Source organism: Flammeovirgaceae bacterium SG7u.111, assembly GCA_034044135.1.
Classification (GTDB): Bacteria; Bacteroidota; Bacteroidia; order Cytophagales; family Flammeovirgaceae.
In genome coordinates this window covers 832828-859501 of the sequence record CP139021.1, presented here as the reverse complement: position 1 = coordinate 859501, position 26674 = coordinate 832828, and the positions used below count along the sequence as shown (strand labels likewise).

Annotated in this window: 14 protein-coding genes; 2 read left to right on the top strand and 12 right to left on the bottom strand. The window is 42.7% G+C overall.

Going from position 1 to position 26674, the window contains the following annotated elements; translation table 11 throughout:
• Window positions 1–82: 82 nt before the first annotated feature.
• Entirely contained in the window at window positions 83–655 is a 573-nt protein-coding gene (locus R9C00_03450) for a TetR/AcrR family transcriptional regulator (protein ID WPO36499.1), read from the bottom strand.
• A gap of 288 nt (window positions 656–943) precedes the next feature.
• Here R9C00_03450 and R9C00_03445 point away from each other — a divergent pair, with 288 nt between their 5' ends.
• On the top strand, window positions 944–1852 hold the full coding sequence (locus R9C00_03445) for a phosphatase (GenBank protein WPO36498.1): 909 nt from the start codon (window positions 944–946) through the stop codon (window positions 1850–1852).
• 65 nt (window positions 1853–1917) lie between these two features.
• Window positions 1918–2802, top strand: coding sequence for a hypothetical protein (locus R9C00_03440; protein WPO36497.1), 885 nt, complete (start codon window positions 1918–1920; stop codon window positions 2800–2802).
• 193 nt (window positions 2803–2995) lie between these two features.
• Here R9C00_03440 and R9C00_03435 read toward each other — a convergent pair whose 3' ends face one another.
• The 11 genes from R9C00_03435 to R9C00_03385 form a co-directional block, all read right to left on the bottom strand.
• On the bottom strand, window positions 2996–4333 hold the full coding sequence (locus R9C00_03435; GenBank protein ID WPO36496.1) for an ATP-binding protein: 1338 nt from the start codon (window positions 4331–4333) through the stop codon (window positions 2996–2998).
• Between the two features lie 4 nt (window positions 4334–4337).
• Window positions 4338–5189, bottom strand: coding sequence for an N-acetylmuramoyl-L-alanine amidase (locus R9C00_03430; GenBank protein WPO36495.1), 852 nt, complete (start codon window positions 5187–5189; stop codon window positions 4338–4340).
• Entirely contained in the window at window positions 5189–5692 is a 504-nt protein-coding gene (locus R9C00_03425; GenBank protein ID WPO36494.1) for a holin family protein, read from the bottom strand. The genes R9C00_03430 and R9C00_03425 overlap by 1 nt, the downstream gene beginning before the upstream one ends.
• Window positions 5693–5864: 172 nt before the next feature.
• Entirely contained in the window at window positions 5865–7493 is a 1629-nt protein-coding gene (locus tag R9C00_03420; protein WPO36493.1) for a DUF4157 domain-containing protein, read from the bottom strand.
• Window positions 7494–7497: 4 nt separating this feature from the next.
• Window positions 7498–8100 carry a hypothetical protein gene (locus tag R9C00_03415; protein WPO36492.1) on the bottom strand — a complete coding sequence of 201 codons (603 nt, stop codon included), beginning with the start codon at window positions 8098–8100 and terminating at the stop codon, window positions 7498–7500.
• A 179-nt stretch (window positions 8101–8279) separates the two neighbouring features.
• Entirely contained in the window at window positions 8280–10082 is a 1803-nt protein-coding gene (locus tag R9C00_03410) for a DUF4157 domain-containing protein (GenBank protein WPO36491.1), read from the bottom strand.
• 72 nt (window positions 10083–10154) lie between these two features.
• On the bottom strand, window positions 10155–12260 hold the full coding sequence (locus R9C00_03405; protein ID WPO36490.1) for a hypothetical protein: 2106 nt from the start codon (window positions 12258–12260) through the stop codon (window positions 10155–10157).
• A 116-nt stretch (window positions 12261–12376) separates the two neighbouring features.
• Complete coding sequence (locus R9C00_03400; protein ID WPO36489.1) at window positions 12377–14143, bottom strand: contractile injection system tape measure protein; 1767 nt, start codon at window positions 14141–14143, stop codon at window positions 12377–12379.
• Entirely contained in the window at window positions 14144–18550 is a 4407-nt protein-coding gene (locus R9C00_03395; GenBank protein WPO36488.1) for a hypothetical protein, read from the bottom strand.
• A 44-nt stretch (window positions 18551–18594) separates the two neighbouring features.
• The gene (locus R9C00_03390; protein WPO36487.1) at window positions 18595–24198 is read right to left on the bottom strand and encodes a hypothetical protein; all 5604 of its coding nucleotides are present in this window, start codon (window positions 24196–24198) and stop codon (window positions 18595–18597) included.
• Window positions 24199–24328: 130 nt separating this feature from the next.
• On the bottom strand, window positions 24329–26665 hold the full coding sequence (locus R9C00_03385) for a tail fiber domain-containing protein (protein ID WPO36486.1): 2337 nt from the start codon (window positions 26663–26665) through the stop codon (window positions 24329–24331).
• Window positions 26666–26674 lie beyond the last annotated feature (9 nt).

Below are 26674 nucleotides of genomic sequence, written 5' to 3'. Positions count from 1 at the left end.
TTGGTAGCCTCATCGTCGTGGGCGGTCGAAACGACCACGACGACATCTCCTCATCCCTTCATTAGCACATCATTTATCATCATCACCCAGCATACTTTCTAATAATATTTTGCTTCACTTTTTCTATTGGATAGTCCTCGAACACGAACAAGCATTGCAGTATAATCCCATCAATCATTCCACCGATTATATACGCCTCTTCCCCGGGGTTTTCCACACCCATTTCGGTGAGCAACTGTATGAAACCTTCTATCATTTCTTGGAAGTAGGGAGTGAAAATCTGCTTCACCACGGGGATGGACTGAGTCTGGGAAATAAGCCCTGTGTAAAGCTGCCAGTATTCCTTGTTGGTTTCTATGGAACTAAATGTCAGGTCGAGCATGGCGACAAATCGCTCTTTGGGGGCCATATTTTCATCAACCACCATCATCCCCATAATGTCTTCCATGCCTTTAAGGATCACTACTTTCAACAATTCCTCTTTATTTTTAAAGTAATGATAGAGCGCTCCCTTCGCCATTCCAGCTTCGGCTGCTATCTGACTTATAGATGCTGCCTGATACCCTTTCTGTGAAAAGGTTTTGAGCGAAGCTTCTATAATCTTTGCCCTAGTTTGCTCCTTAATCTCTCTATTTTTCTCCTCTGTTCTTGGCATTTCTTTATTTTGACCAACTGTTCATTGAACGACTGGTCAAATATGAAAGACAATCAAATACGAGTCAAGGAAAAGATGATTTTTTTTGCAATAAAGTTATCTCCCAAAACCAATGGCGAGTATAGTTTAGGCTAAAGCCCACCGCTAGTGATAAAAACAATCAACTATGATTATCAATCAAAATGCCTTTTAAAGAAAACTTAGTTTACAAAGAACTAATGCATTCACCTATATTTGGGGGCAAATAAGGATTAAATTTTTTAACAGTTCACTTACACCTTATCACCAATGAGAATAGCAGCTATTGACATAGGCTCCAACGCCATCCGATTCAGGGTAGTAGAAGTTTTTGAAGACCCCGAAGGACCTGTATTCAAAAAAATTGAAAACGTCCGGTTTCCCCTTAGGCTAGGAGCGGAGGTGTTTTCCGAAGGAAAAATAAGCCTAGCAAACGAAGATAGGTTCATTAAACTGATGCAGGCCTACCGAGTTTTGATGGATCTGTACAGCGTGGAGCACCACATAGCCCATGCAACTTCAGCTATGCGCGAAGCAGAAAATGGGCTACGAATAGCCAACAGGGTCGCTGACTATTGCCATCTGAACCTTAGCATTATAGATGGTGAAAGAGAAGCCGACTTACTGGCCAATGCGATAAACCCCGTACTAGGCGAAGGTAATTATGCGCATATAGATGTGGGTGGAGGTAGTACAGAAATCAACCTTTACAAAGACAAAGTTCACTTGGGCAGCCGGTCTTTCAAGCTAGGCTCGGTACGTGGTATGCTCAGCAATGATAGGGGGAAAACCCGTTTCAATGACTTGGGAGAATGGGTAGAAGGTGTGCTAGGAGAAACCGATGCAACTCCCATAGCTATTGGTACTGGCGGAAACATAAAGGCGATGTACGAACAGTCCAAAGCCTCTCGCAATAAAATTGGTTTGAAAAAGCTTATTTCTACCCGAAATAAAATAAATGCCTTGGATATTGAGGAGCGGATAAGAAAGCTGAAAATGGGAAGAGACCGTGCCGACGTAATTGTACAAGGGGCGGATATTTACATTAATGTGATGAAAAAAGCGAAGGCTAAAAGCATCATTGTTCCCGGCACTGGCCTAATCGATGGTATCATACAAGAAGCTTATAATGAGTATGTAGGTTTTCCTTCACAAATACGTAACCCCGATAAGGTTTAAGCTCAGGCACATGGCTTAGTTTGTGGAATTCCATCTTTTAAGAAATGTATTTATAAATCATCAAAATGAAACATTACTTTTTGCTCTTGCTTTTGCTTTTTTCGTGTTCAAAAAACCAAGAACAAATACTAACCGAAGAGGAATACACCTCTTTTGGCAATGGAATTATCTTATCTCTGGAAAAAGGGAATCTGAAAAAGCTAAAAAACCATAAAAATTTAGAACGTGTTTACGCTAATTTAGAAAAACAAATAACCTACTTTGAACTTAACAGCAAGGTATCGAATACAAAATGGAAATCATACAGAGTAGAGCTCCATCAACAGTTTAATGTTTACTTAAAAAGTCTAATTAGTTTAGCTCAAAAACCAAACTGCCAGATAGAACTTTCAAAGTACTATAAAAAAGATGGTATCCCTCATATAGTTATAGCAATAAACTCTCCTGAAGCAGTAGAATTTGCAGACTTTGAATTAGTAACAATTGGAGACCGTACTTATATAACAGACTATCAATCTTACAATACAGGTTTTCAATTTTCAGAATCGTTTATTTGGAATGCGCTTAATAAACTAGAATATGGTTGGCTAGGAGGAGAGTATATGAATGCATTGAGCGAGATAAAGAATGCTAACATCTTTTTGGAAAGAGGAGAGCCTGAAAGAGCTTGGACGGCTATTAATAGAGTGCCAGAATACTTTATATATCACAATAGCTTTCAAATAATCAAAGTAAATACAGCTTCACAACTAGGTGACTCTCTGTATATTGAATCATTATATGAATGGATAGGTCAAAATTGGGACCAAGAAGGATTTCGACATTTGAAGTCTTATGAATTTTACTCGATTATTGGTGATACAATAGAAGCTAATGCATCATTAGATTCACTAGAAATGATTGCAGGGAAGTGCACTCTAACGAAAAACCTTAGGTTGGTTTCAAAATAGCTAACTACTTCTCAATCTTATTACCATCAAGTGGTACTATTTTGAACAAATGATTGGTTTTCCTCTGGTGATACTGGGGTTGTACATAGTTTTTTAATTGAAATGCTAATTGCGGTTTTTCACTCTCATTCTGATTCAACAAAAAAATCCCAAACCCTGAAATGAGTTTGGGATTTTTTTGTGACTACAGCTGTCAAATTACAAGTTTCCCTTCTTTCACCAGTTCTTTCTTAATGCCTTTTAGCAACAGCTCTAGACTAACCTCGGCAGAATTACTTTCCAACACCTGAAGGCTGATATAATGGACAATATTCATGATATGTGAGCCCGTAAGGTCATAATCCTTCGCAATTTTATTCAAGTCTATTTCAGGGGAAAGTTTTAACTGCTTAGGAAATGCTTTCAGCCAGAGGGCTTTTCTCTCCCCAGTACTTGGCTTGGGGAAATAGACAATGGAATTGAATCTTCGGGTAAAGGCATCGTCAATATTATCTTTAAAGTTAGAAGCCAAAATGGTAAGCCCGTTATACGATTCCACCCGCTGGAGCAAGTAGGAAACTTCCTGATTGGCATATTTATCGTGCGCATCTCGCACACCAGTCCGCTTCCCAAAAAGCGCATCTGCCTCGTCGAAAAACAAGATCCAATTTTTGTTCTTTGCCTTGTCAAATAATGTAGAAAGATTCTTTTCCGTTTCGCCAATGTACTTGGAAACCACCATGGAAAGATCGACCTTAAATACATCTCGACCTGTACTTTTTCCAAGCAACGTCGCGGTCAAGGTTTTACCCGTTCCGGGAGGACCATAAAACAAAGCTCGATATCCTGGCTTTATCTTTTTCTTCATTCCCCAGCTATTCAGCAAGGTATCGTTGTGCCGTATCCATGCTTCCAGCTCATTAATTTGCTCTGCTGTCTGTTTGTTGAGCACTACATCTTCCCAACTCATAGCCGTTTGGATATGCTGGGCAGGAAAGTTGGTACTCATTTTTGGCAGCGTTTGGCTTCCTATGGTGAACAAATCAATGTAATCATCGTCCAAAATAATCTTGCCGCTCATGGGAGGCTCGCCGTATTTCACAGCTTCTAAGCCTAAAATATTTTCCTTGGCAAAAGCATGTTCAAAAGAAAACAACCTTTGAACCTGAAACCTTCGTTCCAAATTGTTACCAGCCAGAATATACAAAGCCGTTTCGCCCGTAGGAATTGTCCCTCTATGGTTCGTGCCCTTTACACCACCAAAAGCTGGGAAGTCTCCACCATGAGGCAAGTGCTCGGCTATGATTGCATCAAAAAACTGGGGGAAAACGTGCGGGGTCAAGGCAAGCATCAGTACAATAGTTTCTTCGATGGTTAGCCTGTGGCTGGTCACAAATGTTGAAAATGCGTCATCGTCTTCCGCAGAAAAACGGGGCAGATCCGATTCTTTAAAAGATACGGCTTTGCTTTCCCCATTTAAGTCATCGCTGATCCGCTGATGGATCAAACTTTCGAGGTACTGAAAAGCCCTTATCAAATTTGCGTGACGCATCTGTTTATTTTTCTTCACTAAATGTTTTTACCCACTTACTACTCACCCAGCCCTCCAACTCTACTTTCACATACGACCAACCACCTTCTGTTTTCTCCACCTTTAATTTTGTACCCCTGCCCAGCGGTTCTCCCGCAAGTGGGGCACCCAGTATGGGCTTGCTCCGGATGTTGAGCAAATCAGCTGTTACAACTCCCGTTTTTCCCACTGGCACTAGCTCATCATCGCTTTCTTCATCGCCTCTTCCAAAAAGAATTTTTTCACGAAAGCTTTGCAGAGGAAAAGCAGGACCAGGATCAACCTTTCTTCCAGGGGAGATATCTTCGTGTCCCAAAATATCTTTGATACTTTCATATTGCTTCATAAGCGTGAGGCAGATCATTTCCACCGCTTCAACTTGCTCAGGTGTATATGCCTCCCAAGCCTTCAGCTCGGTTTGATGCTTATGCGCAGCCAAAATCACATCTTTGTCCTCTATCTTTTTTCCAAAGCTCGCATAATATCCATCGCCTCTTTTGTGCAGCAAACCCGCATTATCTATTTCTATGCCTATGCTTGAAAGATTCAAGTGCTTCCTTCCATTCCAAATACTTCTGCCTGCATGCCACGTTCGAATGTTAAATGGAGCAAGCTGCACGATTTTTCCCGTTTTGCAAACAACCAAATGTGCCGAAGCCTTTGCTTGAGGATTTTTCAGCCACGCCACCGACGATTCCAAAGAAGCCCCTGCCGTGTAATGAAGAATAATACTATCGGGCAAGCCACTCTTGAACTCCCCTGAAACATTAGGCGATTTTTCGAAGGAAATATCGAAATCCTTTGCCTCCGGTGCTAGTTTATGGTTCGTGACCTTCATTATCCTTCAATGGTTTTAGCACGTCTTACTCTATCTGCCCCCGAGCCCGTAGCCAGCTCTGTAATCTTATTGGTAACACCCATTTTCTCCGCCGACCTACCTACACCGTATACACTCACCACTGTTCCCCATGCCCACCAAAACTCATCAGGTAGTTTTATATCTGGCATCTTATCAGCATCGGCAATGAAGGCGATTACAGGCAAGATCACATGTATTATGCAAACAAAAGCCAAGCCCGCATAAACGATAGTAGGCCTGGCCCGCTTTGTGTAATTATCGCCCTGAGCCATTTCTGCTTCTATAATCGCCCTACGCTCTTGCAGCTCCGTACGGTAGGTCTCTTCTAGCTGGCTTTCGATCTGCATCAGGCGGATTTGCGCCTCTGCCTTAAACTGCTCCTTCTCCTCTTTGGTAGTGATAAATTTATCGGCAACATTGCCAAGGCTATCGACCACATCGGCGACGCCTCCGCTAAATACTTTTGAAAAAAATGATGGCATGGTATGTTAGATTTATTACAACGTATGATTATTGGAAAATAGAAAAGTCTTAAACTGTATGAAGTGGACACCTAAAGGCACTTCCGACATAAACGCCTCCAACCTTCTAATTGTTACAAGATAAACTGCGGTATTTACAATAGGAAAAGAGTTATCAGAATAGCCGGTTTTATCACAAATGAAGGTTACATCTATTGAATTGAGAGGCAGGTATTGTTTCCCTTATCGCCTGCCCTTGGTAAATGACCCTAAATGGCACATCAAATGCTAAACCTGTTGCCTCTAATCGGCTCAATGGTATTGTGAGAACTTGTTCGACACCCGCACCTACTCCTCCTGGGCAAAAATCCACTGCATCGTTGACGGTAAATTCAAATGCTGTTTCCAACTCTATGGAAATGATTCGCCCACTTCCATCTTTTATGCCTCTAAACCCTAGACCTCCTCGAACTTCTCTGTTCTCTGGACCATGTCCTCCCGGACTTATGCCTCCCGCTATGTTCCCTGCCCTTTCAGCTGGATTGCTAAAATTCATTGCTTCCGAATTATTCAATTCAGCCCTTGGAATCAGAAAAAAACCTCGTTGCATCACAGGAATTTCCACCCATTCATTGCTTCTCAAAGACCTCATATGTCGCCTAAAAAGAGTGCTGCTTCTACTCCCATCTGCTAATGCCCCGCTAACTCTGGTCCCACTCCTACACAAACGATTTATTCGTTGTTTGAACATCTCCATTAATTCTTGTTGCCTCGCAACAGTCGTCTCAGAATTGGCGAAGTCTTGTACCAACACGCTAGAAGGGCTATCAAACACCACTGATTGATAAGACCCCGGAGCACTTCTTAAATACTGCGTCCATAAATCCCCCACTTCTTCGCCAAACCTCAAGCGGATAATCCTCAAAAAATGCCTTTGCATAAACCTTTTCAACAATAAAGCTTTAGGTCTGTCGGCTGCGCTAAACGGCTGGCAAAAAAAGGACGAGTCAATAAGGTTTATAGGATTGACTTGTGAAATTAAATTTTCTGTATCTTGGATAATCTGAATTAAATCTTGCAAAGAATATTCGTCCAAAACCCCTCTAATAAATGAAAGAGGAAATATTCTTGCAAATCCGCCAAAGGCTTGCTCGTATTGCTCTTGGGTAATCCCAGAAAGATCTATTTGCCGTTGAATTGCATTACTCTGAGAAGCAGACTGCTGTACAACATGTGTCAACTCATGCGCCAACAATTTTTTCCCACCTAGCGAAGAAGGAGAGTACTGCCCTTTATTAAAGTAGATATCTGAGCCATGGGTAAATGCTTTCGCTTGTATACTTTGGTTCATTTGCTGGGCTTCACCACCTGTATGAACCCGCACATTACTAAAGTCTGCCCCAAAAGCATTGCCCATAAATTGATTTGTCTTTTGGGGTAATGGAGAACCACTTCGCTTACTGGTTTGCAACTGATTTTGTAAAGGTACCGAAACTTGTGTTTCTCCACCATCTAATTTGGGTTGCAGTACCCCTCTTGCTTCTTTCTCGCATGAGCCGCATTTCTTTTGGACTACACTTCTTGTGATAGGCTTAGGTTGTAATGAACCGGAATTACCTTCATTCCCCACACCCGCTAGTTTTGGCGTATCCTCCTGCATTGCCATCACCTCATCCGCTATAGCGTCCGCCTCTTGCTCGTACTTATCATTGGATTGACCAATAGCTAGCTTTGGATACACAACATTCCCTTTAAAAAAAGGAGTGCTGCTTCCTTTTTTAGGAATTTGTGTGAGAGATTTGGCGGGTGTAGCTTGCAACATTCGATTAGCTTTTTGTGGAAAAGCTCACTGAATTTATGATCTCATCTATTTCATTGGCTAACTTCTGCTGATTCGTATACATAAAAGCAAATAGAAAAGTGATTCCTTCTTTGTCTATAAACCATAAATCAACCGTTACCTCTGCTCCGTAATCCTTATAAATGCGAGTAAACTTTAGCACAACTCTTTTCCACCCATTCAGTTCTTCTGTGCTAGGTAAAAAAGGTTCATTCGTTATGCTTCCAATAGCTTTAGCACCTTCGCTAACAAGTTCTTTTTCGATGACATCTATTGAATCTGTTAAAATGTAGGTGCGAAGTTGGAGATCACTGAAACTAATTCCGCCGTCTCCCCAACCTTCTCTGCCTACATGGGCAATACACTGTTCAAAAGGCAAAATCGAGTTGAGAATCATAGCAAAATCTTTATCCCATTCCCCATTTGCCTCCTTCACTTGAGTCAACGCCTCCTTTGTCAGATGGATATTTGGTCGTTCTTCATTTTCCTCATGCCATTTTATCCAATAGTAGGGAATTCGAAAGCTGAAATCAAAGCCATTCGCCTTTATCAAGTTATCTTCCCTACTTGCTCCTTTTTGTATTCTCAATCTTGCTTGTTGTTGCTTTTGAATCGTCTCCTCTTCAGCCGAACGCTTTTTACAACAAACACAAGCTACCAAAAGGAGCAGCGACACTAATAAAATCTTTATTTTTCTGTTCAATACTTTTATTTGAAGAAACTATACTTTTTCCCAATTCACGGTCAATTCGAAGAAGCAACTCTCTTTTAAGGATTTACAATATCAACGTCTACCTTGAACACTTTACGTCGGTTTGTCCCTGGACATCCTGTCATAATGCCATTACCCGTATGGCCCAGTCCCAGGAAATGACCTGCTTCGTGTGCAATAGTAAGCACATCCCCACATTCGTTATCTTCGAGGATGGTATTACCTGCCAACGTACCTGCATTTGTATTATCTACCAAAGGGGTCGCATCTTGCTCATACTCCCAAACTAGAAATACATTCAGATTTGCGCCTGTAGCAAAAGCTGTTACCGTATTCCATTCGTTTGGTAATGTGGCAGTCCACAGAACTTGCCCACCAAGGTTACTCGGAACTGTAGGAGAGTCAACCACACCTTTTCTGAAACGGATATTTGCCTGCCGGTGCCAAAGTTGATTTAAGGTGGCAGTCAGACGATCTGCCGTTGCGGCAGACCTAGCTGTTTGATGAGGAGGAACTGCATTATCGCGCATAAAGTGAAAATCAACCGTACGTTCCAGTTTATTTTTCACAGAGATTCTCAACCTCGCAAGCTCTGTTACCCCTTCCATGACTTTTATAACCGTTGTACCATGTGATACTCCTGTGACTACCACTCCTTCATCTACTTGGTTCACGGTAGCCACTGCAGGATTATCGCTTACATAAGTTGGATTTGCTCCAACAGGAGTAATCGCCACATTTGCCCGCCTCCTAGCATTTACTGGTACAACCAGCCAATTGGGAGCGACTGAATTGTCGTAACCTGAAAATGCCTCGTTAGGTGCTTCAGAGAAAATAGCACTCGTAGCAGGAGGGAAAGGACCAACAGGCGCTGGAGGGGCGACGGGACCAGGTATTCCGGTGTTCCCAGAATCCTGCATATCTAAAAAGCGCATGGTTCTAGCACCAATGATCCCATCAAGGTCAGTAGCTCCCATATCGATTTGGAACAGCCTGATCGCAGCTTCTGTTTCTGAACCAAAGACCCCATCTGCCCCATGAATAGGTAATGTATAACCTAAAGCCAACAGTGATTCCTGAATGAGTCGGACATGTGTGCCACTTCGGCGAGAATTCTTACTGATAGTAATCTGTCCATCAAATACCCTTTCTAAAATACTATTGCCTGAAAACCTTGTCGCAGCTAGATCTTCCGTACGTTGAATTACTTCTTTCTTATGAATACCAGACGAGGCAGCACCCTGCTGCACCACATGCGTAAGCTCATGTGCCAAAAGGTTTTTCCCACTCGATGTTTCGGGCGAATACTGTCCTTTATTAAAATAAATATCCGAACCGTGGGTAAACGCTTTCGCTTGGATACCTTGGTTCATCTCTTGGGCAGAGTGACCGTTATGTACACGTACATTGCTAAAATCACTTCCAAAGGCATTGCTCATAAATTGGTTGGTGGCATCCGGCAACAGCGATCCTCCTCCTTTGCTCGCTCGTAATTGATCTTGTAAAGTGGAGGAGGCTTCTGTCTCACTTCTACTACTTTCTACCTTGGTTTGGAGCGGTTCCTCTTCCTCTTCCGACCGCTGAATGCTCATTGTCTGAAGTGGCTCGTCCTCTTCCTTCTCCTTTTTCTGAAGCAAAGGTTTTGTTTGCATGCTTTCCTCTGCCTCGCACTCGGCACATTTCCTCTGGGCAACACTAGGTTCAGGCATCGCCGTCACCTTATTTGCCATTGCATCTGCCTCCTGCTCATACTTATCGTTGGGCTGACCTATGGTGAGTTTGGGAAAGATATTATTTGCCCTAAAAAAGTTTGACGAAGGCTTAACCAAGCCCTCCTGTTGATTCGCTCTTGCAAACATGACTTTTGGGGTTAAATTAATTTCTTCTTTTTCGGATAGACGTATAGAGACAAAAGCATTTTAACAATATTCTCAACTCGGCAAATGGGTTACCTTTTGCCTGAGGATAGGCATTTCTTTGCGCTTTCCATGCTTTTCGTAGGTTATCATAAGGAAAGGCTCAATTTCACTATCTCGCTTTAAGATAAGGGCGAAATAATACATCAAATAGCCGAGAGCCTTCATTCGGTAAACGTTGTTGTGGAACTTACCAAAACCCTTGATCATTTTTTTCAATACAGAAGCCGAATATGTTTCCCCTGCCCTACCTATCATTATTTCCATAGCCTCCTCCAGCTTCTCGATATGCTTGCCTTCCAACAAATCTTTCACTTTGCCTTTGTCAGCAGCTTTGGAACAAGCGAGCATCGATTGCCCTAGAATAGCGTCGTATACACGAGGGTTTTCCTGCTTGAGCCTGTACAGTTGTTCGATGATATCTTTGAACAAACCTTTAGGTACACCCATTTTTAAAGACACCGTGATGTCAACAGCATCCTTAGTCTTTAGTTCGTCGGCAAGTTTATCCTTCAGCTCATCAATCATAGACTCAGGTACTAACCCCCAAAGTGCCGCTCTTTTCGATACCTTTTTGATTTCCCCTTTTTCGAGCTTTTTGTCTTCTTTCCACTCAAAGCCTAATTGCAAGCTATAGTCGAAATCGCCTATTTTCAGGTCGCTTACAAAACCATTTGTTTCTGCATGGAGATTAGCTGTCCAACTAAAAGACTCGCCTAAAAGCTTTCCTTCAAAGGATTTATCGGACTTGGAAACCACATACTTTTGAAGCTTTTCATTGGTTCTTTCCAATAACTCCACATTTATTTCATGGTCAAAACTTAAGCCCTTTTCCCCTATTTTTAGGTCAAAACCAAATCCTGTTGTCCGTTTGAAGCTTTTTTCTTGTAAAAACCTTTTGATTTTCACCCCCTTGCTTCTGTCCATCAGCAGAGGCTTGACCTTGAATCTCAACAAGTCAGAATGGTATTTTTCCAGCGCATCTTCCGTAAGCACACCTACCAAAAAAGAATTTTCTGTTTTCAACTGGCTGTATTCAAACCGAACCCCAGCTTCCACCTTTGCCTTGGCAATTTTCTCAATGGTTTGGTAGAGGTTGGCAACCAACTCTGCCCATTTTAGCCTCAGCTCATCCAGTGTTGCCTCAGGCGAGGGAAGCCCCAACACTGCCGCAACCTTTTCAATGGTTTCCTTCTGCTCATCAGCCAACTCATCCACATTGGTTTTACTCAGCGCCTCATCTATTTCTTTCTTTCCTCTGTTGAGGAGCTTTTCAACCAAGCCCTCCATCAGTTTTTGGACAGCTACTTGGCTATCGGGCGACAAAGAAGCCGACACCCCGATGGAAAGCCCTGCACCAACTGAGCGACGCTTTGCTTTTTTGACCCCAACTTCAAACTTGTCATCGGCTATTTTTTTGATCACCAAGAGGAAGTCGTCGGCTATGTCAATATCAAACTGAACCGAAGCACCTGCATCTACTTCTATGGTAATCGGTGAAGCGGTCTTTAATAGTTGGGAAGCCCCAGCAAGTCCTCCGGTGTAAAGATCACCCCAACTTACTTCTATTGAGGAATTTAACGAACCAGCAAATGCTAATGTGCATGCCTCGTTTTCTTTTAGTTCTTTTAAATCATCTATACTGAAAACCCAATGAAATGGAGCTAAGTCCTCAGCAACTGCTTTTAACAATAAGTCAGAAGGGGCATGGAGCTTATACGTATTTGCCCTCACGCTTGCATCTCCTGAAAAGGCAAAACCAATTTTATCCAAGCTTCCCGCAGCTTCCAACGAAACACCCAAACCGTATTGAACATAGGCTTGAGAAGCATAATCTGGTACAATCAACACTTCATCGGGCTGATCCACATCGCTGATAATATCGTCTTCGCCCACTAGCTCTTCTCTTGAATTATCCCCCACATCGTTGAATACACAGAGCGAAGAACCGATATCCAAATTACCAACCACATTGACTGGGAATTTACCAAACGAATGTTCTTCAAAGACACTAAACATATCAAGTTTTAATTCCTCGTCAATTACTTTTAGCTCCTTAAGAAAAGGGGGCAAATTTTCTAAAGCTGCGAGAATGTTTTCTTTATTCTTGATATCTGGCATTGTTGTGTTTTTAAGTTTCAGATAAGATGTTATCTGATAACGGAGAGATGCCAGAAAATTTATTTCTAAACCATATTTCTAATTAATAGTGTACTTAAATTTTATCTTTAATTTCTTCAAGCCCACTCTACAGTGAGCACATCTTCCATCCACGAAAGCTTGACCATCGAATAGCCCCAAGGAAGTTGGGCAAGTAGAATATCGTAAGCTTTTTGCTCTACTTGAAGCAGCCATTTTTTATCTGCTGTGCGGGAAAGTTTGCCATCCCTTTGCAAAAAAGTTTCTTGCAACCCTTGTATGGAAGTTCCTTTCAAGGCTTTCCAATGCTCAATTACCGCTTCCAGCATTCCGTCTGCCTCGGCAAGTTCCTCGGGGTGGAAAAAGGCTTCTTGTGCAATAGGCTCACTGAGAGAAATTCCGCAAAGCAGCTTGTTAAGTGTCAGCTCTGACTCATCGGTCTGAGATGCGCCGCTCACCAAATATTGCAACAGATGCACCGCTTTATCTTTATGACTGATCGCCTTTTCTGAAACGAAACCTAATTTGCCAAAGAGCGTGGGAATGAAAGGGGCAAGCAATACCAAACCAGCATTTTTGATGTAAACTCCTTCTTGTTCGTTTTGCAAAACTCGATGTTGAAATTGGTCTTTACTTTTCTCTGCCTTTTCTTCTTTGGCTTTCGCCGAAAGGTCATTTTCTCTTGTTTTATCTGCTAACCCTCCCAAAGCTTTCTTCTCACTTTTTCCAGCAGTTTTATCGAGAGAAAAGGAAGGGTTTGTGCTTTTAAAACTATCTTCATTTTGAGTTGGATTGCCTGATTTTTTTTGAGAGATCCCTTTGCCAGACGATTTAACCTGATCTTCTTTATCCTTTTGGAAAGGTTTCTTTTCGGTTAGATGTTGTATTGGGTTTCCCTTCACCTCCGAACCTTTTCCCTCTCTTTTAGCCCACTCTTTCTTCAATTCCTCTAGCACTTTTCTACTACTCGCAACTGGCAAGTTGGAAATGCTTTTGCTCTTCTGCAAAATGAGCAACTGCTTGTCAAGTTCTTCACATACAGCTTGTTTATTTTTTTGAGTGATGTTTGAAAAATAAAGAACTACAGCTTCCAAGGCTGATTTTATAAGTTCGATACTTTTAACCGAAGGCTGACGAACCGCTTTTTCAAGAGAAACGAACCAATAAACTTGCCTCAGCTCTTGCTGCTCTCGCCTTCCCAACCCAAAGTCTTCCGCTTGCTTTTCCACCAGCAGATACAGAGACCTTAGCTCATTTATTTCTTTCCCTAACAGCCTATCCATCACCGTTGCTAAAAAGTGATTGGAAAACTGGCTGACCAAACGAATCAGTATTTTTTTCTCAGCCAGATGGCGAGCCAATTCTGTTTTTAGCTGCTCAGGAAACACGTTTTTATCTTCCAAAAACACCTGTATTTCCTTTTCCAAGGCAGAAATGCTTCCCAAGGTCGAGTTCCAAGGCATATTTCCCATCGCCAAAAAATACAGAAACACTTCCCAGTTTGAACGGCTCTTTTCCCTCTCTAAAAAAGCATCGTCCCGATCTTTTTCCCTGCTCCTTTTTGCTACAGATAGCCTACCTCCCACCTCAGTTTTTACTCTTTCTCTAAATTCTGTTTCTATCCTTTTCAGCAAGCTTTCTTGCAACTGGGCGAGTGGAATTTTGCCCAAATCCAAGGTTAAATTATCAATGGAAAGGACTTTGTCAGCAGGAGCAATTTCGGAAAACAGCTTTTCTAGCATAGGCGAAATTTGCTCATAAAACAGTTCTTTCACCTCTTCCTGAAGCTGAAAAGCACCTTCTTGCTTCGGCAGCTTCAAATCAAACACTTGCCTCCGGATGATATGTTTTTGCTCAGCTGACAATTACTTCACACTTTTCAAGATCACCTCTAAGTTTTCTTCCAACAAAGGCTTTTTCTTCTCACCTTTCTGCACTTGTTTTAGGGTTTGGTTAATCGGCTTAGAAGTCGCCCCACCCGCATTGAAATTGATATTTTCAGTTTTGAATTTCTTTACAAAGACTTCGAGCTTATCAAATATTGCAGCTTCATTGCTACCAGTTTTTATGTCATTGGGTTTTGTTTCCAAATGCTCTAGGAATTGCTTCAACCCTTTTCTGAATTCGCCCAAAGGAGCAGTTCTTTCTTCCTCAGAAACTCTTACAATTTTTACAAAATTTTCGCTGAGGGCAGTATCGATAGCATCAAGTGAGTCGGTAGGGCTTTCTACAACCTCAGGCTCTTCTTCTTCACTTTGCCTAAAGATTTGAAACTCATTGGCGGTAAAACTATTGGCGCATCCATCTTCAGGATTAATGGAGTAGGTGATGGAAATAAATGCTTCCTTCGCATCTTCGCTCTCCTCAAAAACTTTTTCAAAGTTTAGTCGGAACAACCTTGGATTCTCTTCATCTTTTTCAAATTCCACTCTTCCTTCTAGCTCATCTTCTATTACAAATGCCTTGCTGCTAAACTCGCCGCCTAGCGTTGTGGTTTCTGAAAGTAGAAGCATCGTATTTTCTTCCAATAACGTAAATTCTACTGCTGGCCTCAACTTAAGCTCGACCAGTTTAGAAGTGCTGCTTGGGCAAAGTGCTCCACCGCCAATGGTTTCATACCGAACTTCGAGGGTTGTTTCCTCTTGCTCGGCAGGTAATAAACTTGCGTTCAGATTAACTATATTTCCTTCAAGCGCATTGCCATCCACAATAAATACTCCTTTTACCGTCGGATCTGCTGGCACAAGCGTCACTTTAGTTCCAAGTTTTGGATTTCGGTCTATACAATACGATTCATCCAAGCCAGTAAACTCAGTATTTACCCTTTCGGCAATTAAAGCAGTAACGGTATTAGATTCTTCACAAACTTCCTCCGTGCCATCGGGCAAGTTGTATGCTCGTTTTATTGTATAGATGAATTGGACAGTCACCCGCTTATCATTAGAGCCAGCTGGGAAGCTGACCGTGTACGTTCCGTCCTCTGCTACCGAAGAAACATCTGCCGCAAACTCTCCACCGCCTTCCACTGGAACCAATTGGATTTTCTCCCCTTCTTTTTCAATACAAATCTGAACAACCCCATTTTCATCTGCCGAATAAGGCTCACCTTGGTACTCAATGGCAAATTCGACATTTGGTTTCAAGACCAACAAACTTTGCTTGGTAAGGCTATTTGGGCAGGTAGATTCATTACTAACCACCTTATGCATAACTTCAATCATTACCTGACCTTCTTCAGGAATTGACCTTCCTGATAATGACAACAATCTACCCTTAGTCAATGGCAAGTCACCTCCCCCAACAATCTTCGCACTAAACGTGCTCTCCACAGAGGTATCGTCTGGCAACAAGGTTACTTGTGTAGGTTCTTCTGTGTTTTCATCTATACAATAGAAGTTTTTAAGCCCACTAAATTCGGCATTTACGGCTGGGAACACCGTTACCTCCGTCTCCCCTTTCGATCCGTTCACCAAGTAAACCAGCTTAATTTTTTTAGAGTTGGCTATGTAATCTGAAGCTTCTACTTTAGACGGTACGAAGTAATATTTCCCGGAAGCAGCATCTTTTCTTATGGCTGCTGAGCGAGGTTCTACAATTTCTCCGCCTTGCGGGAAAAGGAAGATTCCATACTCCCCTTCCACTCCACCACAAAAAACAGATGGGTTTAAATAGATCACCGGCTTTGGTCGCTCTACCAACGTAGCCACTGGCGGGCAATCGGAAGCGCAACTGTAAGGCAGATAAAAATCACCAACTACTATCCGCTTATCAAAATTGGAAATGGAAACCTGTACATCGTCCTCATTTTCTTGCCCCAAAAGATGCCTCAATAGATGAAGGTTCTTGTCAGAATTGTTAGTATTCAAAAAAGAGGCAAGATTCTCCGTTTCCGCATAGACCACCACAAATGTTCCGCCTCTGGGTACACCTCCACCATGTTCCAGACCAGGGTGCTTTAAGGCAAAATTGTGGAACAAAAACTGGCTCTTATAGCAATCAATATGTGTTTTCAGATTCTTGAACTTCGTAATCTCACAGCAATTGATCAATGCTTTCAGGCTAGATATCAATTCATTATCATTACCATCATCATCACTTCCTCCCTGTTTCTCAAGTTCTGCAATCAGGTTTTTAGTTGTAGAAATGAACCTTTCCAAATAATCGTAACTCAATTTTTCGATATCGCAACCTGTTTCGCTCAGCGGACCGTTTATCAGTGCGACTAAGGTATTCATCATCTCAAAAAAAACAGGTAATACACTAACTCCAAATTGACCTTGACTTAGCTCATTTCTAAAAAGATACATGAAAAACAAAGGATCAGTCTTCCTTCCGGTCGAACTACTTTTTTTACATGCAGAAAAGAGCTTGATAAATGCTTGGTCTTCTTCCCCAAAGGTTGGGCTTGTGGTGCTTATATTTTCCCCCGCTTCTATTTGCCCTACAATTGCCCTCCAAGCCTCCAGTCGAGGTGAAGTCCCCGGCAAAGATCCTGCATTATTCATAAGAAATGGCGTAAGCTTTTCGCAGAGTACACAGAGCAGCTCAGCATTGAGCAAGCTGAGCAATTCGAAATAGCATTTTATATCAAAATCATCGTCGGCAAAGCGTGAACCAAGCTTCACCCCCACTAAGTCGAAAGGTAGATTATAGGCTAGCCGCTGATCGGAAATACTACCCATCACTTCTGCATAACCTTTCCCCACCTGCCCTTCTATCCTATAAAAATCGGGCGATTCCATGTGCCACGTAAACGCTTCTGCTGGGGTAGTGTAAAAATTATAAATTGCATCCGATTGGCATTTCCTCCATTTTTCAAAGCTCCATTTGGGCTTGAGAGCTGCAACGCTTTCTTCTTTATAATAATAGGGAATTGCCCGTTGGCTCAGGGCACTTCCTCTTTTCTGGCTAGGAATTGTCTTCGTAATTGCGAGCGTACCGCTTTCATCCTTTATTTCATCTACTTTCGGTATTTCAAAATTCACCAACGTGTTTTCCTTGTTACCTTCAAGCAAAAACAACAAACGTTCGTAAAGCACTTTCACTTCCTTCACACGTTTCTGGTTGCCATTATAGATAGGAGGTTGAGTGAAATCCATCCGATAAGGCGAGCCTTTACACGGTTCATCTACCACAGCCTCGCCAAGGGAAAGAAAATAGGGAAAACGCTCGTTTCCAATCCCACAATCGTCCATCAGGTCAAATGCGGCTGCCCTAAATTCTTCGTAAGCCAACACCAAATCACCCAAAAAGGCATAAAAATACTGGATATCGTAATCTTTTTGCAAATATGATTGCAAAGTCGTCTGCACACCACTAAAAGCATTTTTCAAACTACTGTGTGTATAGCCTTTGAAAATACTAAAGGTAAAAACGGTGGAAAATGTATGGTAAAGATTATTAAGCTTGGCTGAAATATCCCCGATGCCCAGCTCACAAACGTGATAGTACCTATTGTAGAAAATCTCTACCGAATTGATATTGGTAAGAGAGATTTTCCCCAAACTTTCGGTGTAACCAAACTGCCTTAACCTAGGTGATTCCAGCAAATATTTTCCTTTAAAAAAAGTATCAACTGTTGCATCGCCTATTTCATAGCCTACCTTAAGTAGGTCATCTAGAATAGTATTTGCAATCAGAAGTTTCTTGATATCGAAACTGCGCTTTATTCCCGTAGAATTACAATCTCCGTTACAACTGTCCTTATAAGCAACCTCTTGCTCAAGAAAAAGAACAACCGAATGGCTCTTCAAAAACGCCTCAGTTCTACCTTCTAAACTTGTAGCGCCCTCCATGCTGCTTTCCAACAACTCAAAAGCAGTGACTATTTTCTCTTCAGTGCTCGCTGCCGTTGTAGTTGTTTTGGGCTCATTTTTATCGAACTCCTTCTTAAGATGGAAGTATTTTTGGGGAATATTATACTCCTTGTAATGGGTATATTTCTTTTCTGTTGCTATATGTTGTTCTTCTCCTTCAGCTGCTTCTACCTCAGGTATTTCCCCTCCAAAGCTCTCCTTTTTCTTCAATTCTTCCCTTACCAAAAAACCTTCTGAGGTTATTCCCAGCCCATTTGAAATAACAATAGCATTGTTTTCTCCTCTCGATACCTCTAGCCCACACACAACCCCCGACCCTACCAACTGGGTGCGGGTAAGGCGGTTTTGCTCGTCCAGATAACCAACAATATTGTTGAGATCTTTTTGAGTCAACACCTGGTTTGCAACAAACTCAGGATATACTCTCTTTTCCGCAGAATTAAGGTTCGTTGTCATCACTAATTATTTTTTTATCAAGGTTTTGTGATCGAAGGAGTTGATCAATCTTTCAAAATACTTTGCCCCAGCACGAGGTACTGATCGGCATCGTCAATGTCTCCATTTTCCTCTCCACAGCCGCCTATGAGTGACCTGCTTGGGAAATGATTTTTGAGACTTGTAAGAATATCTATGAGCCTGTTTTGCACAGAGCTGAGGGCACAAGACTGCTCGTTAAACGCTTTTTCGAGTTTCCATTCTTGGTATGCACTTTCAAAATTGCACATCTGCCTTGGGTCTACCCAGCAGATTTTTAGTGCCACATGGGCGGGAGCTTCCTTGCGGAGCGTATCTTCAAAAAACTTTCGAAATTCCATCTGCCTAAATCGCTCGGTCCAGTAAGGGATGACCACAGAAACCCAAAAAGAATAAGGGTCGCCCATGGTGCTTTCTTCTTCTTGGAGCGCTTCTTCGTAACAGGTTTTATCTATGTGGATGGGCAAAAGCGTATCAGCAGTGGAGCTAGGGCGCAGCAAAATATGCTCTACCAAATGTACTCCTTCGCAATTGACCATTTTTAGGATGCCCTCCATTTTCGCATCTCGTTCCTCTTTGGAAGAAAAAGTAGCAGAACTGGCTAATACCTTGCTTTTATCTACAACTTGGAAGGCCCAAGCCCCATTTTCATTCTTATAAATTTGGTACGATTCGCTGTTGCCAAGAAGAGCTAGCGATGCCCAAAAATCGATCAGTGCTTCATCTTCGGAGGAAAAATCGGCAAATGAGCGGAGCAAGGTTTCATCTCCAACATCATACAAGCTAAACCAAAAGTATTCGCCTAAGCCTTCCAGTTTCAACAATAAATAATGGCAAAAATCTAAGGAGTAATCAAAAACAGCTGTCTCCCGCTCTTCTTCCGTATCAAATTCGATTGTCCCTACGGCTATTACTTCCCCACATTCTTCGGCAAGATCGTAGCTAAAATGAGTTATTGTTTCCTCCTCCGAATCCGAACAAGCTTCTGTCCGAATAATTTCCCTAGGAACATAATTATCAATCTCCTTCGCTTTTTCCAGCACTACAGCCAGAGCCTGCTCGGCAGCTTCTTTCGTAGAAAAGGCTTTTTTATTTCTGAAAACCAACAGCTTGCCCAAGCTTACTTCAAAGCCCCAAAGACTGGTTTCTTCGTCTTCCACCAGCGATGTGTACAAAATGGTGAGCAAGTCAAGAGACGAAACTATTTGGGAGATTTTTGCCAGCAAAGTCGAGGGAATCCCTCCGGTTTGTCCACCCGTTTCCTCTTCAAACTCTTGGGAAGAAAAGGCAACTTGGTAGTCTGGCTTGGCTATTACGAAGCTGTATTCCCCGCTGCATTCACTGTCAGTTGGGTAGAAATTAGCTGAGTCTTGGGCAAAAGGAACAAAATCATCCACGGCTTCCCAAGCTTCGTCCGATCCTTCGCAGCCCCCAGCACTGCAACCACAATCAGACGCATCCGATTCGGCTACCTCAAATTGCTGCCTGCTTTTGATCAGCAAGTTTTTTTCGTCGTCAAACAAACCAAAACGGTAGCCCGGTTTTTCAGGAGCAAACTTAGGTTCAACTTCCGCCCCGTCAAATTGATATTGGCACTCGGAAACTACCTCTTTTTGAGCTTTTATGGTTTTGTAAGTTTCAGGGTGCGAGGCAATCACTTGCCCGGCATAGTCGCAAAGGGCAAAACCATAGTTGCCTTTTTTGCCCTTGTAGAGGTAGTTATCCCTGTTGGCAGCGAGCGACATCGCTTCTTCAAATGCCCACAACGCTTGCCTTTTGCTCTTAAATATTTCCTCGCTAGTAAGTGCTGTATTGCAATCGTCATCCAAAATCTGGTACTGATAAAGCCCATCCGAGACCACTATTTCGGACTCAATTTCAAAGGAGTTGAGGTACTCGATCACCTTGTCCTTCCACCTATCCCGCTCGGCTGGCTCGCTAAATATTTTCGTTGCATTTGCCAACACTTCTCCTTCCTCACCCAACACTGCAAAGCTATATTCACAGCTTTTTTCATCACCCGTAAGGCGGTAATTCGCTGGCTCTTCCCCTTGTTTTATCAACATAGAAAGCATTTCTAACGCTTCCATTTTCTCCTCGTAACCCTTCTCGCTTTCCAAAAGAGGCTGTTCTTTTTTACCTAATACGCTGAAACCCCATTTTCCTTTTTTCGATGAAAGCTCATGGGAAACGCCCTTGGTCAGCAGAAAAACAAGGATGTATTCAATTGCCTTATCTCGTTTTTCTTCGGTGGGAAAAGCAAGCCTTGGAGTTGCCAACACTTGCCCTTCTTCATCTACCAATTCATAAGAAAATGAGTCAGAAAAAGCGGTTTTTCGGTACGAGGCAAGTTTTTTACCGATTTCCTCTAGTAGGCAAAAAGCAGCCAACGCTTCTTGCTCCGAAGCATAACTTTTATTGCTAGAAAGCAAGTTGTTTCCTTCTTTATCTTTGAGGAAAAAATAATAATTGAGCGAAGGATCAGAGATATTGACAAGCAAATAATCCCTCTTCAAATACTCAAAAACTTGCTGAAGCTTTGTCTCGGCATATTCTTCATCGGCAAAAAACACAGGATGTTTCGCCAAGGTTTTCCCTTGCTTATCGGTCAAGATGAAACCGAACTTGCAAGATGTATCATCGAAGGCAAGCTTGAAATTCCCTCGACACACAACGAGCTTCGCTACTTTTTCCAAAGCCAAGTTGGCTTCCTCTTCCGAAGCGTACTCTCCCTTGCTTTCCAAAAGGACATTTCCATACTCATCCTTCAGCAAAAAATGGTAGGTATCGGTTATTTCCACCGCCTCGCAAGGAGCATTTTCTGTTTCGGTCAGATACGCCACTATCGCCTCAATAGCGGTAGTTCTTTCTTCTTCCGATTCGTACACTCCTTTGTGCTCAGCTATTTTTTCCCCTTCTCCGTCTGTCAAGTAAAAACCATATTCGCAGCTTTTCTCATCGTGTAAGAGAAAGTAGTTCTCGCCCACTTTTGCAAGTTCGAGCAATTGTTCGCAGACCGCTTGCGCCTCTTCCTGCGTAGCAAACTGGTGGATATTTGTCAACAGCGTTTGATCTCCTCTTTTTATCACCGCCAAAAAATATCCTTCCATTACCCGCACTTCGCCATCCAGTCCCCTTAGGCGAATGAAATGATGCAGTTTTTGAATAGCCTGATCTTTTGCTTCTTCGGTTTCGTAGCAAGAAGGATGCACCGCAACAGCATCTTCACCATGAACAAGTCCAAAACCAAAGGGAGTTTCCTCGCAAGGCTTGCCCGAGTAGTTGGCAATATCCCGACCTAAGGCGAGGGCAAGGCACAAAACCTGCTTGGCTTCTTCTTCGGTTTCGTAGCCTTTTATACTTTTAAGTACCGTTTCTCCTTCTGAGTTTTGCAATTCAAAATGGAAAAGCCCTTCTATTTTATCGAGTTGGAAAGGTATTCCTGTTTTCAAAAAAACCAACAGTTTTTCGAGGGCAAAATCTCGCTCGTCGGCGGTGTTGTACGAGTGTGGGTGCGAAGCGATTTTCTTCCCCTTCTTATTTTCAAACCAAAAAGTAAATGGAAAGCACTCGCTAAGGGCGTAATGATCTTCCTCAAATAAGTGATGGCACAGGCGGTCAAAAGCTAGCTTTGCCTCCTCTTCGCTCTCAAAACCTTCGCAGCTTTTCAGCCATACTTCCTCGCAGTTTCTTATTTCAAAATAATGCTTTTCGCACTCCTTCACCACTTTAAAATGATTGAGTTGAGAAGTATGATCGCCGCAGCCTTTGAGTGCAAGTAAGTCAGCCGTTCTTTCCAAAAAGCCAGCATTTGTACCCAAATCAGGCAAAAGATAATTGTAGCCTATGCCTCGGTTTCTACTCGTGGTCGGATAGTTTTTTAAGAAGTTTTCCTTGTCGGCATTCATCTGGCTGGGCTCTGCTTTTATCCCGTCCAAGCTTGTCACCAAAGTCTCGTAGTCGGTAAAATCTTCGGAGAACCTCGCCAGCAAATGATCTAAAAACCGCTCCCTTCGCTCGACAAACTCTTCGCTATTTTCCGTAATATTTTCTAGCTCGGAAGAATAAGACGGGTCGTTTTCATCTGCATAATTGAAAAGTAGCTCGGTTACTTTGGGCGTATTTTTCTCTTCAAGTTGTTGAGAGAAATAGGTGTGCGGTTTTACAGGATCGAAAAGGGCAAAAACATCTCTCAGGTTTGCCACACTGCCGAGGTAATTCGCCAATACTTGATCGAACAAAGTTAGGTATCCTTTCAGTTGCTTAGCTTTTATTTTTACCTCGTTGGAAGCCGTAGAAGGCAAGCCATCTTCGCCAATTCCGTAGGTAAGCGGGAATTCATTTTGGATGGAATAATAATCGTGAAGCAGCCTAAATTGCCCATAAGGTACGGCAAGGTCGAGATTATACGCATCCAACTTTCCTTTGCGGGTAGCGGCTTTTATTTCTTCAAATTTCCTTGTTGCCAGTATCCGCTCATCGCTCCTTAGGGAAACGGGAAACACTCCTTTGAAAAAAGAAATTCTCGAATTTTCAATATCCAATACGGGGCTGTAACTATCCGAAAGCCTCAAGCACCATTTTTGCCAAGTAGTCTGCCGAACATTGTCAATAAAGCTGGCAATTTCCAAGCGTTTGATGGCAACGATTCCCTCAATATCTATCAGCACATTGTAGAAATCAGAAGTATGGAGAACTTCCCTTTTTTCTATACGCTCCAGCTCGTCCACATCTATAAACCCGTGGCTATCCATGGAATGTGGCCGCCCTTCAAAAACATCTTCTATTGCTTTGCCCTTATCTAGCAATTGTGGCAAGGTATAATGCTGAATTTGAGGAGAAAGCAAATCATGAAGCGCTTCCAAAATCTTCACCATCACTTCCACAGGCTTCGCACTAGAACTCAGCTCAATTTCGGCACACGTGCCAATTCCTTCTTCCCCAAGCAACACAAAGTCTTCAAAATCTTCGCAAAGATTCCGGTGTTCATGCAGTCTCTGACGTACATCGGAAAGTACTTTTCCCCTATCTATGAGCGGCTGCCCGCAATCATTCCAAGCAAAATTTTCTTCTAATTCCAAATACACCCGATACAGCCCTCGGAGCTTCACTTCATGAAGTTCTGCTGCATTTTCCTCATCCAAATAACTAAGTACAGGTTTATCTTCTTGGCAATGGAGATAGATGGGCTGCCTACTGCGAATTGGATATTCTTTTTCCGCCTCAGAACTGTCATCGCTCTTTCTTTTTTCCACTACTTTTAACCAAACGTTTTTGACTCCTTTTATGTCCATCAACAGCCTTCTGTAGTCTGTGATGGTCAGAGGGTTATTTGTTAGGATTTCGGAAGGAGTAAAAAAGTTATTTTCCCTATTTTCCCTATTTTTCCTGTCTTCTGGCTTTGGTACAAGTAGATCTTCTATAGGGAGGTTTAGCCGATAGCCCACATCCATCAGCGCATAGCACAGCACTTCCATGATGGTGATACCTGGATCGTGAAGGTTATAATCCGTCCAGTTTTTACCAGCCAGTTCCTCTATATAGGTAATCCCTTCTTGCTTCAACCTCTTGAAATCGAGGTAATCTGGCAAAGGTGAATTCGCTTTAGATATGGTTACGCTTTTGGGCATTTTTATCCAAAATGGTTTGGTTGGTTTGTAGTTGGTGGGTTACTTAATCCGAGACGCCATAAATGGACGTCTCTACGAATGGCTGATCTGATATTTCATTAGCATATCAGCACATTAAAAAATCATTTTACTACCCTTCACATTTATCGATGCGTTTTTCTAGCTCTTCCACCTTTTTGGCAAAGGCTTCCAAGGTGTCGTTTTGCTTTTGGACTTGGGCTTCGAGGTTGGCTATTTTTTCATCTCTTTCTGCAATCATTTCTTGCTGCTCTTGCATGCCTTTTACCAGTACCGCCACCATATTTTGGTAGGCAACCGATAAGTTTCCTTCTCTGTCATGCTTGATCAGTTCGGAAAATTGCTCATCCACATCGTGCGCCATCAGCCCGATTTGCTGACCTTCACCAGCGCAGGGAGTCGAGCCTTTCCACTCAAATTTCACTGGGGTCAGCTTCATCAGCTTTTCCATTACCCCACCTAGTTTTTCTTTTACCTGAGCGGTGTTTTCGTTGGTGCTAAGATGAAGGTTAAATGCCCTGATTTTCCCCGACACATCCAGCTCCCAGTTGTCGTCGGGAAAAGCACCGATACCCATTTTCCCATTTCCTTTGGGCACGATGTGCACCAACGCATCGCCTTGGTTTATATCCAGCTCTACGTGCTCATTTTCTGCGCTATTTTCGGGAGCTCTTTTGAACACGAATCCGTCAGGGGCATCGGTCACCCAAATAGCTCGGGTATTGCCCACGCCCGTGGTCAGATAAGATTGCTTTTTGCCGGGTCGCAAATTCCCAATGCACATAGACGGATTGGGCTTTTTGTTCAAATTAAAATGGAAAATCCCGCTTTTATTGTTCGTAATATCGAGCATGGTCACAGGCTCCGTGGTGCCTATCCCGACCTGCCCTTCTTTTCGGAACGTAACCAAAGCATCACCTTTGCTCAAGTCCGTTTCTTCGTCTTTTTCCCCTTTTTTAAATACAAAACCTTTGTCGGCATTGCCTATAAACGAAGCATATTCGCTGTTTATACCAACCAAAAGGTTGTTCAATTGCCGTTCCGAAGAGATATTGGCAAGGCTGATCAATGTCTGATCGTTGCTCTGTGGCAGTACCTTCACCCAACCCTGATTGGGTAAATTCACATCCAAGGTGGCCCGAGGATCTTTTATGCCAATTCCCACTTGTGGAAGCGCATTTTCTCCTTCTTGCACCACCATCAGCAACTCGCCTTGGTTAATATCCAGCTCCGCATTGAACGCGCCGTATTCCCCCCCTTTTTTGAAGGCAAAACCCTTGGAGGCATCGCTCACAAAAGTGGAGTAGAACTTCCCAACGCCCGTAGCCAAGTAGTTTTGGTTGCACTCGGGCGTGAGGTTGATAATGCTGAAAACGGGGTCTTTTTTAGTTTGGGGGGAAAAGAGGAATTGCCCTTTTTTCTTATCGGTGATATCGAGCATCCCTTCAGGCTTTTTCGTACCTATTCCTACCTCTGGCTGCCCGTCCGAGTGTTGTCGGATAGCTACCAACAAGTATTCTTTTTCCTCGGTTTCGCAGGCTTCATCGCTTTCTTCCTCGCCCTCGTTTTCTATTATTCTTTTGAACAAAAAACCTTTGGTGTCCGTAGTCCAGCTAGCAAAGTTCTTGTTGATTTCTGTTTCTAATACTTTCTCGTCCTCCCCTTCTTCGTCGGCTAGTTTCTTTAGAAGCAAGGCTACTTTTTTCCCTTGTTTGGGATGAAATAAAAGTGCGCCATTTTCTTCATCTGTAGCATGAAGCATGGCCTCGGGCGAGAGCGTTCCTATCCCCACTTGCGCCTTGCCATTTTCTCCTTCTTTTATCAGCACCAACTCTTTGCCGTGGTACGCTGCTTCCTCTTTGCAATACATCCCGTGCTCTGGTCCTTTTACAAACAAAAAGCCCTCGGGAGCATCGGTTACGTTTACCGCATAAGTCACCCCAACTCCTGTGGAAAGATAATTTTTATTGCACCTAGGATCGAGATTTACTATGGTGAAAACAGGATCTTTTTTGGTATCTGGATTGAAGGAAAAACGCCCTTTCTTCCCATCGGTCACCTCTAGTTTTGCCTCCGGCTCTTTTGTGCCTATCCCCACATTCCTCTCGTTGAGCGCATACATATCGCCCGACTCTTCTAGCAGTTTCCAATCATCGTCTTCGCCTTTTACCGTGAGCATTTCCCAGTTGGGGTCTTTGCCCGGCTCTTCCCTCGAACAAGTAGAAACTGACCCGTTTTCGGGAAAATCCAACACCCACAATGTATTGTTATAGATGACTACATCATCTTTGTAATACGCAGTCCCATGTTTCCAAACTCCACGAAAATGGTCGTCTTTTAGCGAAAGCATGGAATCGATAAGCTCGGAGAAGCGCTGCTGGGTAAGCTTCTTATTGTTGCTAAATTCTTCTTTTAGCTCAGACCTTGATTTAATATTTTCCTTTATCATCTTGCAGAT